Below are 13,304 nucleotides of genomic sequence, written 5' to 3' on the forward strand. Positions count from 1 at the left end.
GCCATGAGCGATCGAGCACTTGGCGCGGCGTGTGCCCTCGCGTCCGTGCGCATGGCCGCGGCGGCGCACGACTACACCGCCGCTTTTTCCTACGAGCCTTTGGGCCCGCGCGCCTTCCCCTTGCTGCTGGCCGTGGGGCTGGGTCTGTCGGGGCTGTGGCTGATGTTCCGCCCCACGCAGGGGGCGGAGACCTTCAAGGGCGTGCCCTGGGTGCCCACGCTGTGGTGCGCGGGCGCGATCCTGGCGTATGCCGCGCTGTTCCAGGCCCTGGGTTTCGCGCTGGCCACGGCGCTCATGACGGTGCCGGTGGGCATGGCGTTTGGCGGCAGCTGGCGCAAGGCGCTGGCGGGCGGTGCGGCGCTGGGGCTGGTGCTGTACCTGTTGTTCGACAAGGTGCTCGACGTGGTGCTGCCCGTCGGCCCGCTGGCCGCGTGGCTGGGAGGTCTGTGAGATGGATGTGCTCAAACACCTGATGGAGGGTTTCGGCGTCGCGTTCAGCCCCGTCAACCTGGTCATCGCCGCGCTGGGTTCGTTCATCGGCACCATCGTCGGGCTGTTGCCCGGCCTGGGGCCCATCAACGGCGTTGGCGATCCTCATGCCGCTGGCCTTCGCGATGAAGCTGCCGCCCGAGACCTCGCTGATCCTGCTGGCGGCGGTCTACATCGGCTGCGAGTACGGCGGGCGCATTTCCTCCATCCTGCTCAACGTGCCGGGCGACGCGGGCGCCATCATGACGGCGCTCGATGGCTACCCGATGGCGCGCCAGGGTTTGGGTGGCGTGGCGCTGTCGATCTCGGCCTGGAGCTCGTTCGTGGGCTCCTTGCTGGCCACGGTGGGCATCGTGCTGCTGGCGCCGCTGCTGGCGCAGTGGGCGCTGTCGTTCGGCCCGGCGGAGTATTTCGCGCTCATGTGTTTCGCGTTCGCCTGCATCGCGGGGCTGATGGGCGATGCGCCCGTGAAGGCCGGCGTGGCCGCGATGATCGGCCTGGCCATGTCCTGCGTGGGGCTGGACTCGAACTCCGGCGTGTACCGCTTCACGGGTGGCGACATCCACCTCTCCGACGGCATCCAGTTCGTCGTGGTCGTGATCGGGGTGTTCTCCATCAGCGAGATCCTGCTCATGCTGCAGGAACACCACAGCAGCGCGGGTGTCATCACCCAGACCGGCCGCATGCTGTTCAACCTGCGCGAGATGGCGGCCACCTGGTGGGGCACGGTCCGCTCCAGCGTGCTGGGCTTCGTGGTGGGCGTGCTGCCCGGTGCGGGCGCCACCATCGCCAGCGCCATGGCCTACTCGATGGAGAAACGGCTGACCGACAAGGAGGGCACGTTCGGCCAGGGCGACATCCGTGGCGTGGCCGCGCCCGAGGCGGCCAACAACTCCGCCGCCACCGGCTCCTTCGTGCCCATGCTCACGCTGGGCATCCCCGGCTCGGGCACCACGGCCGTGATGATGGGCGCGCTCTCGCTCTACAACATCACGCCGGGCCCGGCGCTGTTCACGCAGCAGCCCACGCTGGTGTGGGGGCTGATCGCCTCGCTGTTCCTGGCGAACGTGATGTTGCTGGTGATGAACATCCCCATGGTGGGTTTCTTCACCCGCATCCTCAGCGTGCCCAACTGGTTCCTGGTGCCGTCCATCCTGGCCGTGAGCAGCGTGGGGGTGTACGCGGTGCACGCCACCACCTTCGACCTGATGCTCATGGTGGGGCTCGGCTTCGCGGCCTACCTGTTGCGCAAGCAGGGCGTGCCGATGGCGCCCTTGATCCTGGGCTTCGTGCTGGGCGACCTGATGGAGCAGAACCTGCGCCGCGCGCTGTCCATCAGCAACGGCGATGCGGGCATCCTGGTCGGCAGCCCGATTTCCATCGGTCTCTGGCTGAGTGGCGGCCTGATGCTGTTGCTGCCGGTGCTGATGCGGTGGCGGTCGCGGCGCAGGCCGCCGATCGGCGCCATCGCGCCGGTCGGGAAGTAGCCGCGCCTTCAGCGCTGCGCCATGCGCGTCGGGGCGAACATGCTGCGCCCCAACCAGCGCCAGAGCCGCTGGCCGTTGCGGCCCGCGCCTTGCACCGTGAGGCTCCCGGACTGGATGGCCTGTTCGGGGTCGCTGTCACCGGTCCAGATTTCGGTGAGTGCGCGGACCGTCGAGTCGACCAGCACGCTCACGTCGTGACCAGGGTCGTCGCGGCAGAGGTCGGCCTCGTGGTGCTCCACCACGAGCCACCATTGCCGCTCGGCCGCCGGCGCATCGCTGAACCGGAAGTGGACGACGGTGCGTTCTCCGTCGGGAAACGCTTCCAGGCGCGCGAAGCGGCGAATGTCCCACATCAGGAAGCCTGCATCGAGTTGCTCGTGCCGCAGCCGGCTGCCGATCCAGCGCGCGCCCCAATGGCCGATGCCGACGACGATCGGCCGCAGTTCTTCGCCTGCGGGCGTCAGGTGGTATTCCCAGTTTTTCTCGACGCGCCGCCGCTCGACGACGCCGATCTCTTCCAGCTTGCGCAGCCGCTGCGTCAGCAGCGTGGCCGACATGCGCGGCACGCCGCGGTGAATGTCGTTGAAGCGGTGGCTGCCGCAGAGCAGCTCGCGCACCACGAGGGGTGTCCACAGCTCGCCCAATACCTCGGCGCCTCGGGCGACGGTACAGAACTGCATGTAGTCGATCATGCGGGCCAGTCTATCGGTGTGCCGCCGGCTTGCCTACTCCAGATTCTGGACTTGAGGCTGCCTGGCATCGGGCTTAACTTGAAGACCGACCGTGCAACTCGCACCGGTCTTTTCAAGGAGCACTGCCATGACCGAGACCCTCATTGCCTCCCCCGCTGCCCCGGCTGTTTTCGATGCCGAGAAGTTCCGCCAGTCCACGCGCGCGCAGTGGGAGAACGCCGCCGAAGCCTGGGACCGATGGGCGCCCTTGCTGGCCCGCTGGCTGGGCCCGGCGACCGAGGCCATGCTGGACATGGCGGCCGTCGGCCCCGGTTCGCGCGTGCTCGACGTGGCGGCGGGCGCGGGCGAACAGACCCTGGTCGCCGCGCGCCGCGTGGGCGCGAATGGCGACGTGCTGGCGACCGACATCTCCCCGGCGATCCTGCGCCACGCGAAATCGGCGGCCGAGCAGGCCGGCCTGTCGAACGTGGACACCCTGGAACTCGATGGTGAGCGCCACGACGTTTTGCCTCGCGCCTCTTTTGACGCGGCGGTCTCGCGCGTCGGTCTGATCTACTTCCCCGACCAGCAACGCGCGCTCGCCGGCATCCGCCATGCCTTGAAGCCGGGCGGGCGGTTCGCCGCGGTGGTGTATTCCACCGCCGAGCGCAACCCTTTCTTCGCCGTGCCGGTCGGCATCATCCGGCGCCGCGCGCAGCTGCCGCCGCCCCTGCCAGGGCAACCGGGCCCGTTCTCCCTGGGCGCTGAGGGCGTGCTGGCGAAGACGCTGGAGCAGGCGGGTTTTCGGGACGTGGAGGTGCGCAGGGTCGATTCCCCCGTGCACCTTCCCACGGCCGCCGAGTGCGTGCGGTTCGAGCGCGAGTCCTTCGGGGCCCTGCACCAGATGCTGGCGGGCCTGAGCGAGGACGAACGCGCCGACACGTGGACGGAGATCGAGCAGGCCCTGGCCCGCTTCGAAACCGAGGCGGGTGGTTTCGTGGGCCCTTGCGAGATGCTGGTGGGGGCGGGCACGCGCTGATCCGGGGGGCACCAAACGGCCCATTCGCTTCGGGCCGGTGTGCGACAGAACGGCAATGAGCGCGGCGGAAGATGGTGGCAAACCCACAACCCCACGAGGTCATGCCATGTCTTCCGTCCCGTTCTCCCCCGTCCGCCGCCGCCTGCTGCAAGGCTCCGGCGCCATCGCCGCCACGCGCTTCACCGGCCTGATGGGCGCGCTCTACGCGAGCAACGCGCGCGCCGCCACCGGCAAGCAGGCGGTCTCCGCCGTGTCGCCCTATGGGCCGGTCTCGCCGGTGAACGACATGACCACCGGCCTGCCGCTGCTGCAGTTGCCGGCCGGCTTCAGCTACCGCAGCCACGGCTGGACGGGCGACGCCATGAGCGACGGTTTCCCCACCCCGGGCAACCACGACGGCATGGCCGTGGTGACTTCGCGCCGCGTGGGTCGCAGCAGCGAACTGGTGCTGGTGCGCAACCACGAACGCGGCCTGGGGCGCACGCCGGGCGAGGCCATCCAGGCGCCCCATGCCTACGCCACGACCGAGGTCAACGGCATCATCACCGTGTTCTACGGCGGCCAGCCGATCCGCATCGGCGCGGGCGGCATCGTGACCAACCCCGCCGCACCCGCGCCCGCGCCCTTCGTGGGCTACCCCGCGGGCGGCACCAGCAACCTGCTGTTTCCGCGACGGCCAATGGGCCGGCTCGGTGGGCTCGCTCAGCGGCACCCTGGGCAACTGCGCGGGCGGCCCCACGCCCTGGGGCACCTGGCTCACCTGCGAAGAAACCATTTACGACTTCTCGGGCATCGGCGGCAAGAAGCACGGCTACGTGTTCGAGGTGGCCGACGACGCGGCCGAGTCGATCGCCCAGCCCATCGTGGGCATGGGCCGCTTCATCCACGAGGCGGTCGCGGTGGACCCGGCCACGGGCCACGTCTACGAGACCGAAGACAACCGCAATGTGGCAGCCTTCTTCCGCTACGTGCCGGACGACACCTCGGGTCAGCTCGGCAGCCTGCACCACGGCGGGCGCCTGCAGGCCGCGCGCATCAAGACCCTGGTGCGTCAGGCGCGGCCTTCGACGCTGGCCCAGGCCAACGACCAGGGCTTGCTGAACCCCGACATCGGCGACGAGTACGAGCTGGAGTGGGTCGACATCGCCGACCCGGACGCCGACCCGGTGGTCGTGGTCGGCCAGCCCGGTGGCGTGAGCATCGGCTTCGCGGCCGGCCCGACCTACCAGGCCTTGAGCCAGGGCTGCGCGCGCATGAGCCGGGGCGAAGGCATCTGGTACTCGGGCGGCAAGCTGTTCATCGTGGACACCGCCGCCGGTGTCGACGGCAACGGCCGCGTGGGCCAGGGCGAGGGCGCGGTGTGGGAGCTGACGATCTCGACCATGCGCCTGCGCGCGGTTTTCGTCAGCGGCCACCAGACCGCCGGCAACAACCCCGACAACGTGACGGTGAGCCCGCGCGGCGGCGTGGTGCTGTGCGAAGACGGCGGTGGCTCCACCGACGCCTTCGGCACCGGCTCGCGCCTGCTGGGCCTGAATCCGGCGGGCGAGGCCTACATCCTGTGCAAGAACAACCTCAGCCTGGACGCCGGCCAGATCGCCACCGCCGGCAAGACGGTGGGCGCGGCGGACTACCGGGGCTACGAGTTCTGCGGCGCCTGCTTCGACCCGACCGGCCGCATCCTGTTCGCCAACCTGCAGACGCCCGGCATCACGGTGGCGCATCGTGGGCCCGTGGACCAAGGGCAACCTCTGATGCCTGCGCGGACGGCGTGCGCGCCGTCCTACAAAGAGGCATCGCGGCGGCTGACATGCCAGACGATCCAGGCTCCCTACGATGGGGTATCTCTACAAGGAGCACACCTCATGAACACCATCATTTACATCGTGGGCCTGGTCGTCGTCATTGGCGTCATTCTGAGTTTCTTCGGCCTGCGCTGAAGCGGTGGCGTTGCCTGACAGCGCCCCTCCTTCAGTCGACGTCGGTGGCGGTGTTGGTGTGCGACAGTGCATACAGACCGCGCACCGCGCCGATTTTTGCGCCCGCGCCGGTAAGCACCGCATCGGACAGCTCCGTGCCGGCCAGGGCCTGCAGTGACGCGAGGTCGTAGCCGCAGACGATGAAGATCCAGTCGGCTGCGAGGTCCGGTCCCCCGCGAATTTTCTGCTCTGTCGTGGTCTCGATTTTGGGGGCCTGGTGGACGAGCAGGTGTCCGGCCGAGACGCCGGGGCGCGACCTGAACGCGTTGGCCTGTGTGCGCAGATGATCACGCAGCCGCTCGGCGGCACCTTCGCTCGGTGAAAGGCGCACCGTGAGCGCGTGGCGCGACAGCGCGCCGCCAAAGCTCTCGAGTACATGGCACTGGCTGCGCACCATGTGGCGGTGATGCGGCATCATCTTCGCGGACCAAGTGGTGGGCGCATTGAGTCGACCCAGGTAGCCAGGTGACGCCAGGGTCTCATAGGCCTCGAGTTCGTACAGCACGAAGAAGCCTTCGCCGCCATCGGCAGCGGACCAGCGCGAGCCGCGGTGGAATCCCGGTATCGCCATGCGCTCCGGGAAGTGCTCGTGCGTGTGCCAGTCCTCGAATTCGGCCCTGAAGGCGGGCGCAATGTCCCACCACATCGCCACGGCTCCTTGACCCAGCAGCGCCATGGTGTTTCCTGGCTTCGCCGTGCCCGCTGTCAGGCGGTGGCGCGCGCTTCGCGCACCAGCTCGACGAGCGCGCGCAGGCCCGCGGTGTACGAGCGCCAGCCCAGGCCCTGGATCGTTGCCTTCACCGCGGGCGAGATGATCGAGTGATGTCGCCACTGCTCGCGCGCGCCGATGTTCGACATGTGGATCTCGAGCACTGGAAATGGCATGGCCTTGATCGCGTCGTGCAGCGATACGCCGTGCTGGGTGAGTGCCGCGGGGTTGAGCAGCGCGCCGGCCGCCACATCGATGTTGTCGTGAAAGCGGTCCACCAGCACCCCTTCGTGGTTGGACTGGTGAATCTCAAGCTCGACCTCCAGTTCCACCGCGAGCGCACGCAGGCGGTCGTTGATCTCCGCGAGCGTGGTGGTGCCGTAGATATGGGGTTCGCGCCGGCCGAACAGGTTCAGGTTCGGTCCGTGCAGGACAAGGATTTTCATGGGGTTCAGAGCTTGGAGACCCGCTCCAGTTCGGCTCTGAAGAGCGTGACGACCGCGGGGTCGTACGCGGCGGAGAACTTGTCGTAGACGGGACGGACGTCGGCCCGCATGCGGGCCAGTTCGGCGGCTGGAATGTCGTTGTAGATCATGCCTTTGGCCTTGAGCTCGCCCAGCGCTTTGCCTGACACCTCCCGGCTGACGACACGTTGCCAGTTCTGGGCTTCGGTGGCGGCTTCCTGAAGAATCTTCTGCTCCACCGGCGAGAGGCGGTCCCAGAAACGTTTGCTGATCTGGATGGGGTTGGTCGCGTAGACGTGGTTGGTGCCGCTCACGTACTTCTGGACTTCGTAGAACTTGCTCGACTCGATGACCGCGAAGGGATTCTCCTGCCCGTCGACCGCTTTGCTGTCGAGCGCACCATACAGTTCGGCAAACGGCATCGGCAGGGGGTTGGCCTTGAATGTCCTGAAGGTTTCCAGGAACACCGGGTTGGGGATCACGCGCAGCTTCAGGCCTTCCAGATCAGCGCCCTTGGTGATGGGCCGCTTGCTGTTGGTGACGTTGCGGAACCCCAGATCGAAGAAGCCCAGCACCACCAGGCCCTTTTCCGGCAGTTTGGCGCTGAGCATCTTGCCCAGCGGGCCGTCCACCAGCGCATCGGCCTGCCGCTCATTGGCGAACAGGAAGGGGAAGTCCAGCAGGCCAAATTCCTTGACGATGCCATTGAGCGAGGTGGTCGATGCCACCAGCATCTCCTGCACGCCGCCTTGCAGGGCCGCCTGCTGCTGCAGCTCGTTGCCGAGCTGGGACGACGCGAACTCCTGCACCTTGATCTTTCCGCCGGTCTTGGCGGCGACGATCTCGGCGAACTTGCGCACGCCCAGGCTGGTGGGATGGCCCGCATTGTTCAGATGGCCGAACTTGATGGTGCGTTCCTGGATGTCCTGCGCAGCCGCCCCGCTGGCCAGGCCCAACGAAAGAGCGGCGGCCAGCGCGGCCAGCGATACCTTGATTTTCACGTGTGCTCTCCTTGAAATGGCGTCAGAATCGAATTTGACAGTGTCAATGGGAATGTTATTCCATTTGGAATCCTATTCCATTTTTGGCATGTGTTGCAATAGTGGAATCCATGGCCATCAACCTCGACCGATCCCTCGCCGCCCTTGAATACCTCGCGGCGCGCCCCGAAGGCCAGCCTCTGGCCTCGATTGCGGACGACCTGAACATCCCGCGCAGCGCATGCCACCGCATGCTCAGCGACCTTGTGCGTTGCGGCTGGGTGCGCCAGATGCGCGAGCACGGCGACTACGCGCTCACCACCAAGCTCGCCGCACTGGGTCTCAACTACCTGAGCGGGTCCGGCATCGTCGACATCGCGCAGCCGCTGATCGACCGCATGGCCGAGATCTCGGGCGAGCTTGTGCGCCTGGCGATCGTTGACGGCGAACGCCTGACCTTCGTTGCCAAGGCGCAGGGCGCCAAGGCGGGCCTGCGCTACGACCCGGACACGGGCACCGATGTGCGCCTGTCGTGCAGCTCGGCAGGCCATGCATGGCTGCGCCACCCTGCCCGAGAACCAGGCGCTGGAGATCGTGGCGCGCCAGGGCTTTGGCAGTCGTGAGCAGTTCGGGCCCAAGGCGCCCAACACTGTGAAGGCGCTCGCGAAAATCCTTGAGGACACGCGCCGTCGCGGCTACAGCACGATCAATGAAATGTTCGCGCCCGGCATGAGTGCCATGGCGGCTGCGATCCAGCGCCCGGGCGAAGCCGCCATCGGCGTGATCACGATCGCAGGCCCGCTGATCCGCTTGACGGAATCGCGCATGCAGGAACTCGGGCCGGCGCTGATGGCGATCTCTGCCGAGCTGGCGTTGCGCAGCACCTCTTCGCCCATCTTCGAGCGCTACCGCGTCCGCGAGACCGAGGCCAGTTGAGTCCCGTCGGGTGTGCCCGGCCTGCCGCGCCTGCTACCGTGTGGGCATTCGCCACCCTTCCGGAAAGCCCACCATGCGCCAGTTCCTCGCTCCTTGCCTCCTGCTGTTCGCCGCCGCGGCTACCACCGCCACCCATGCCGAAGAGATCGGCTCGGTGGACACGGTGTTCAAGTTCATCGGGCCCGACCACAAGATCGTGGTCGAGGCCTACGACGACCCCGGCGTGATGGGTGTCACCTGCTACATCTCGCGCGCCAAGACGGGCGGCCTCAAAGGCGCCTTCGGCCTGGCCGAGGACAAGTCCGAGGCGTCCATCGCCTGCCGGCAGGTGGGGCCGATCGCCATCGCCAAGCCCATCAAGGAACAGGAAGAGATCTTCAGCGAGCGCACCAGCCTGATCTTCAAGCGGCTGCGCATCGTGCGCATGGTGGACGCCAAGCGGCATTCGCTGGTCTACCTCACGTACTCCGACCGCGTGATCGAAGGCTCGCCGCAGAACTCGGTGGCGGTGGTGGCGGTGGACCGCGCCACGCCGATGCCGGTGAAGTGAAGGGCGTTATCCTGTTCGGCCCTTGACCGATCGCCTTTCATGACATCCGATACCCAAGAACCCATTCACGAAGCCCGCGTCTGGAGCGACGAACACTGGACCGCCCGCGTCATCAAGAACGACGACGACGACGGCTGGGCCGTCGCCATGTACCTGGACAACGGGGCCGAACCGGCGCTGGTCGGCCCCTGGACCATGGGCCGCGACAAGAAGAATCCCAAGCCGCTGGACACCGCGGCCTTCAACACCCTGGTGAAGACCGCGAAAGAGGTGATCCGCCGCTCCGAGCAGCAGCGGCACGCGGAGCTGAACAAGAACGTGACCGTGGCGGTGGACGGGCAGCGCATCCGCGTCGCCCTGGCGATCGTGCCCGACGAGGAGGGCGCCACCGCCACGCTGCGCGCGCTCGACGAGTTCGACGCCGAGCTGGCCTGCGTGCCCGTGCCGCCCACCTTCAAGCTGAACGTGGACAGCGCGCAGGCCTGGATCGCCGCCGGTTTCGAGAGGCCCGCGCGATGATCGACGGCCTGGTCGCCGGGCGCCTGATGGGCGAGGCCTCCCGCCGCGTGGACAAGGCCGGGCGCGGCTACATCGTGGCCCGCGTGCTGGCCCGCAACCGGGCGGACGAGGAATTCATCGTCAACGTGATCGCGTTCGACGAGGCGGTGGGCCGGGCGCTGGTGGCGCTGCGCGACGGCGAGTCGCTCAGCCTCTCGGGCGGGCTCACGCCCAAGGTCTGGACGGACAAACAGGGCATCGTTCGCCCCAGCCTGGACATGGTGCGCACCCACGTGCTGACGGCGCACCAGCCCGGCGCCGGGGCTTGACCCCGCTTGCCCCAAGGGCGCGCGCCTCTGCGAAAATCGTCGGGATGAACGCGACCAACACCACCGAACTCATGAACACCCTGGGGCTGCAGGCTAAGGCGGCCTCGGCGCTCATCGCCAAGGCCAGCGCGGCCACCAAGCTGGCGGCTCTGCGCGGCCTGGCCGCGCTGCTGCGCGCCAACGTGGACGCGCTGCAGGTGGACAACGCGAAGGACCTGGAGCGCGCCCGCGCCAATGGCCTGAGCGAACCCATGGTGGACCGGCTCAAGCTCACGCCCAAGGTCATCGAGACCTGCGCCCAGGGCTGCGAGCAGCTCGCGGCCATGCCCGACATCATTGGCGACATCAGCGGCATGAAGCAGATGCCCAGCGGCATCCGCGTGGGCCAGATGCGCGTGCCCATCGGCGTGTTCGGCATGGTCTACGAGAGCCGGCCCAACGTGACGATCGAGGCTGCCTCGCTGTCGATCAAGAGCGGCAACGCGGCCATCCTGCGCGGCGGCTCCGAGGCCATCGAATCCAACCGCGCCCTGGCCGCGCTGGTGCAGCGCGCGCTGACGGACGCCGGCCTGCCGGCCGACGCGGTGCAACTGGTGCCGACAACGGACCGCGCCGCCGTGGGCCAGCTCATCACCATGCCGCAGTACGTGGACGTGATCATCCCGCGCGGTGGCAAGGGGCTGATCGAGCGCATCAGCGCCGAGGCCAAGGTGCCGGTCATCAAGCACCTGGACGGCAACTGCCACACCTACGTGGACGAGCCCTGCGACATCGCGCTGGCGGTGAAGGTGACCGACAACGCCAAGACGCAGAAGTACAGCCCCTGCAACGCCACCGAAAGCCTGCTGGTGGCGCGCGGCGTGGCCGCCGACTTCCTGCCGAAGATCGGCGCCATCTTCGCCGCCAAGGGCGTGGAGATGCGGGCCTGCGCCGAGAGCCGGGCGATCCTGGCGGCGGTGCCGGGCGCGAACCTGAAGGAGGCGACCGAGGCCGACTGGTCGGAGGAATACCTCGCCCCGGTCATCAGCATCAAGCTGGTGGCGGGCGTGGACGAGGCCATCGCCCACATCAACCGCTACAGCAGCCACCACACCGACGCCATCATCACCACCGACCACGTGCACGCCCAGCGTTTCCTGCGCGAAGTGGATTCGGCTAGCGTCATGGTGAATGCGAGCACCCGCTTCGCCGACGGTTTCGAGTTCGGCCTGGGCGCCGAAATCGGCATTTCCACCGACAAGTTCCATGCCCGTGGCCCGGTGGGCGTGGAGGGCCTGACCTCGCTCAAGTACGTGGTGCTGGGCGAGGGCGAAGTGCGGGGCTGACGCCCTGAAAGACCGGCCGTGAAACGCCCGGTGCGCCTGCTGGCATTCCTGGCCCTGGCGCATGCGGGTGGGGCCGTGGCGGGCGAAGCGGTGCAGAACTGGTTCAACGACCCGTTCTTCCAGATCTCGGCCGCCGTGCCCGATTGCCCCCGGCCGGCGGGGCCGTTCATCACCGAGCGCGAGCGGCTGGCCCAGACGCACCGGCGCGCCGAGAAGGGCACGACCTGCTGGCTCGCGAAAGCCTGTGATCGCCCCAACGCCTTCGCCTACGACCAGGACATCGCCACCGCCTTTCGGCAGGCCCTGAAACGGCGCCCCGCGTTCACCGCCGCCAGCACGCTCTGGGTGACGGTGCAGGGGCGTGTGGTGTACATCGAGGGCTGTGCCCGGCGCCAGGCCGTGGCGGCGCAGGCCGAGGCCTTTGCGCGGGCGTTGCCGCACGTGCAGCAGGCCAGCGCGATCATCCGCCACGACCCCTCGGCGCGCCCGCCCTACCGGACCGTCGCCGACCGCCCCTGAGGGCGTTCACCAGGAGTGAAGAGACCATGTGCCGCAACATCAAGACCCTGTTCAATTTCGAGCCGCCCGCGACCGAGCTGGAGATCCGCGACGCCTCGCTGCAGTTCGTGCGCAAGCTCAGCGGCTTCAACGTGCCGTCGCAGGCCAACGAAGCGGCGTTCGACCGCGCGGTGGAGCAGGTGGCCGCGACGGCGCGCGAACTCATGGCCTCGCTGCGCACCACGGCCGCGCCGCGCAACCGCGAGGTGGAGGCGGCCAGGGCGAAGGCGCGCTCGCTGGCGCGTTTTGGACCAGGCTGATTTGATAATTAATTAGAACTTTTCGTCTAAAATACTCAACTTGTTTAACAAAAATTGAGTAAAAAAGATGAAGATTTTCTTCGCGGCCACGCTTGCGGCCCTGACAACGGCATGTGCTTCCTTGCCCATGCCTCTGGCCGAGGGGGCCCCCAAAGTTGATCCCTCGAAACCGCTGTATCTGATGTCGGTGCGCGTGAACAATGAACACAAGCCGAGGTGGAAGCCAGATGTGCTTGGTGTTCTTCTGGATGCGCGTGGAGGCGTGGCAAAACCTGAGCAGGTGGCCTTTCGGATGGACGGCAAGGGCCGTGTCGTCTCACCTGCAGAAGACGGAAGCGTGACCTACCTATTGCGTTTCACGGTCGATAGTGCGGCGTACACCCTTCGTGGCCTCAACGCCATGAGCGCTGCGTTTCCCGTACTGGGCACTTATTTCGTGCCTTTGCACTCCGAACTGCCCTTGGCAACCGCCGGCGCTCACTACCTTGGGGCGGTCAATGCGGTGATTCGCGAACGACGGGACAACGAATTCCGTGCAGGCCCTGTTATCCCATTGATTGATCAGGCGATTGCGGGGGCTTCGACCGGGACTTTCGATATTGAAATCACGGACGCCTACGAGAGAGATGTGGCTCTTTTCAAAAAGACCTTTACCGCTTTGGACGGAGTGGAAATCCAGAAGGCTGTATTGCCGCCTTGGAGCCGGAATGATGCCCAGACCTATTGGGAAAAAAACTGAGCCTCAGCGCCGCCCCGGCCAGTCCGTCCCGCCTTCCCCTTCGAACACCGCGCGCAGCAGGTTGCCCGCCTGGGAGGCCAGGGTCAGCAGGCCCCAGATGAGCAGCCAGGGGCTGGCGCGGGTCGGGCGCATGCCGCTGTCCCACCAGTAGGCGAAGCCGCCGGCCAGGGCGAACAGGGCGCCCAGCAGCAGGAACACCCCCATCAGCAGCACCCGCAGGCCGGTGCTCTCGGGTGGCCGCCAGACGCTGAACCAGGCGGCCAGGGCGGTCATCAGGGCGAAAATCGTCAT

Annotated in this window: 15 protein-coding genes and 3 pseudogenes; 13 read left to right on the forward strand and 5 right to left on the reverse strand. The window is 67.5% G+C overall.

The genetic code is table 11. From position 1 onward, the window contains the following. The first annotated feature begins 3 nt into the window (after window positions 1-3). On the forward strand, window positions 4-450 hold the full coding sequence (locus ACFJGX_RS06680) for a tripartite tricarboxylate transporter TctB family protein (protein WP_382328068.1): 447 nt from the start codon (window positions 4-6) through the stop codon (window positions 448-450). A 1-nt stretch (window position 451) separates the two neighbouring features. Then, window positions 452-1,976 (forward strand): annotated as a pseudogene (locus ACFJGX_RS06685) (tripartite tricarboxylate transporter permease). Window positions 1,977-1,984: 8 nt separating this feature from the next. On the opposite strand, the gene ACFJGX_RS06690 reads toward ACFJGX_RS06685, so the two are convergent. Next, complete coding sequence (locus ACFJGX_RS06690) at window positions 1,985-2,668, reverse strand: winged helix-turn-helix transcriptional regulator (protein WP_382322230.1); 684 nt, start codon at window positions 2,666-2,668, stop codon at window positions 1,985-1,987. 127 nt (window positions 2,669-2,795) lie between these two features. Between ACFJGX_RS06690 and ACFJGX_RS06695 the strand changes: the two genes are divergently transcribed. The 3 genes and pseudogenes from ACFJGX_RS06695 to ACFJGX_RS06705 all read left to right on the forward strand — a co-directional run bounded on the left by ACFJGX_RS06695 (window position 2,796) and on the right by ACFJGX_RS06705 (window position 5,626). Continuing rightward, window positions 2,796-3,686, forward strand: coding sequence for a class I SAM-dependent methyltransferase (locus ACFJGX_RS06695; protein WP_382322229.1), 891 nt, complete (start codon window positions 2,796-2,798; stop codon window positions 3,684-3,686). 286 nt (window positions 3,687-3,972) lie between these two features. Beyond that, window positions 3,973-4,101 (forward strand): annotated as a pseudogene (locus ACFJGX_RS06700) (hypothetical protein); the annotation flags it as partial. 277 nt (window positions 4,102-4,378) lie between these two features. Beyond that, window positions 4,379-5,626, forward strand: coding sequence for an alkaline phosphatase PhoX (locus ACFJGX_RS06705; RefSeq protein WP_382328070.1), 1,248 nt, complete (start codon window positions 4,379-4,381; stop codon window positions 5,624-5,626). A gap of 31 nt (window positions 5,627-5,657) precedes the next feature. Here the strand turns inward: ACFJGX_RS06705 and ACFJGX_RS06710 are convergent, their stop codons facing one another. Genes ACFJGX_RS06710 through ACFJGX_RS06720 form a run of 3 tightly spaced genes read right to left on the reverse strand, consistent with a single transcriptional unit; the run spans window position 5,658 to window position 7,833 of the window. Beyond that, window positions 5,658-6,341: a hypothetical protein gene (locus tag ACFJGX_RS06710; protein ID WP_382322227.1), complete on the reverse strand. Its 684-nt coding sequence runs from the start codon at window positions 6,339-6,341 to the stop codon at window positions 5,658-5,660. A 29-nt stretch (window positions 6,342-6,370) separates the two neighbouring features. Further along, complete coding sequence (locus ACFJGX_RS06715) at window positions 6,371-6,820, reverse strand: type II 3-dehydroquinate dehydratase (RefSeq protein ID WP_382153253.1); 450 nt, start codon at window positions 6,818-6,820, stop codon at window positions 6,371-6,373. A gap of 5 nt (window positions 6,821-6,825) precedes the next feature. Then, a complete protein-coding gene (locus ACFJGX_RS06720) occupies window positions 6,826-7,833 on the reverse strand; it encodes a TRAP transporter substrate-binding protein (RefSeq protein WP_382325765.1) in 1,008 nt (335 codons plus the stop codon). A gap of 116 nt (window positions 7,834-7,949) precedes the next feature. Here ACFJGX_RS06720 and ACFJGX_RS06725 point away from each other — a divergent pair. The 8 genes and pseudogenes from ACFJGX_RS06725 (at window position 7,950) to ACFJGX_RS06760 (ending at window position 13,013) form a co-directional block, all read left to right on the forward strand. Continuing rightward, window positions 7,950-8,754: pseudogene (locus ACFJGX_RS06725) on the forward strand (IclR family transcriptional regulator). A 73-nt stretch (window positions 8,755-8,827) separates the two neighbouring features. Continuing rightward, complete coding sequence (locus ACFJGX_RS06730; protein WP_382322226.1) at window positions 8,828-9,304, forward strand: CreA family protein; 477 nt, start codon at window positions 8,828-8,830, stop codon at window positions 9,302-9,304. A 39-nt stretch (window positions 9,305-9,343) separates the two neighbouring features. Beyond that, complete coding sequence (locus tag ACFJGX_RS06735) at window positions 9,344-9,823, forward strand: hypothetical protein (protein WP_382322225.1); 480 nt, start codon at window positions 9,344-9,346, stop codon at window positions 9,821-9,823. After that, window positions 9,820-10,131, forward strand: a complete 312-nt coding sequence (locus tag ACFJGX_RS06740; RefSeq protein WP_382322224.1) for a single-stranded DNA-binding protein — start codon at window positions 9,820-9,822, stop codon at window positions 10,129-10,131. The genes ACFJGX_RS06735 and ACFJGX_RS06740 overlap by 4 nt, the downstream gene beginning before the upstream one ends. 44 nt (window positions 10,132-10,175) lie before the next feature. Then, on the forward strand, window positions 10,176-11,456 hold the full coding sequence (locus ACFJGX_RS06745) for a glutamate-5-semialdehyde dehydrogenase (RefSeq protein WP_382328072.1): 1,281 nt from the start codon (window positions 10,176-10,178) through the stop codon (window positions 11,454-11,456). Between the two features lie 18 nt (window positions 11,457-11,474). Continuing rightward, complete coding sequence (locus tag ACFJGX_RS06750; protein ID WP_382322223.1) at window positions 11,475-11,975, forward strand: BON domain-containing protein; 501 nt, start codon at window positions 11,475-11,477, stop codon at window positions 11,973-11,975. A gap of 26 nt (window positions 11,976-12,001) precedes the next feature. Then, window positions 12,002-12,274 (forward strand): DUF2277 domain-containing protein, encoded by a 273-nt coding sequence (locus tag ACFJGX_RS06755; RefSeq protein ID WP_382322222.1) that lies wholly within the window; start codon window positions 12,002-12,004, stop codon window positions 12,272-12,274. A gap of 67 nt (window positions 12,275-12,341) precedes the next feature. Next, window positions 12,342-13,013 carry a hypothetical protein gene (locus ACFJGX_RS06760; protein ID WP_382322221.1) on the forward strand — a complete coding sequence of 224 codons (672 nt, stop codon included), beginning with the start codon at window positions 12,342-12,344 and terminating at the stop codon, window positions 13,011-13,013. 3 nt (window positions 13,014-13,016) lie between these two features. Here ACFJGX_RS06760 and ACFJGX_RS06765 read toward each other — a convergent pair whose 3' ends face one another. Next, entirely contained in the window at window positions 13,017-13,304 is a 288-nt protein-coding gene (locus ACFJGX_RS06765; protein WP_382322220.1) for a hypothetical protein, read from the reverse strand.

Source organism: Hydrogenophaga sp. UC242_50 (assembly GCF_042697355.1).
Taxonomy (GTDB): Bacteria; Pseudomonadota; Gammaproteobacteria; order Burkholderiales; family Burkholderiaceae_C; genus Hydrogenophaga.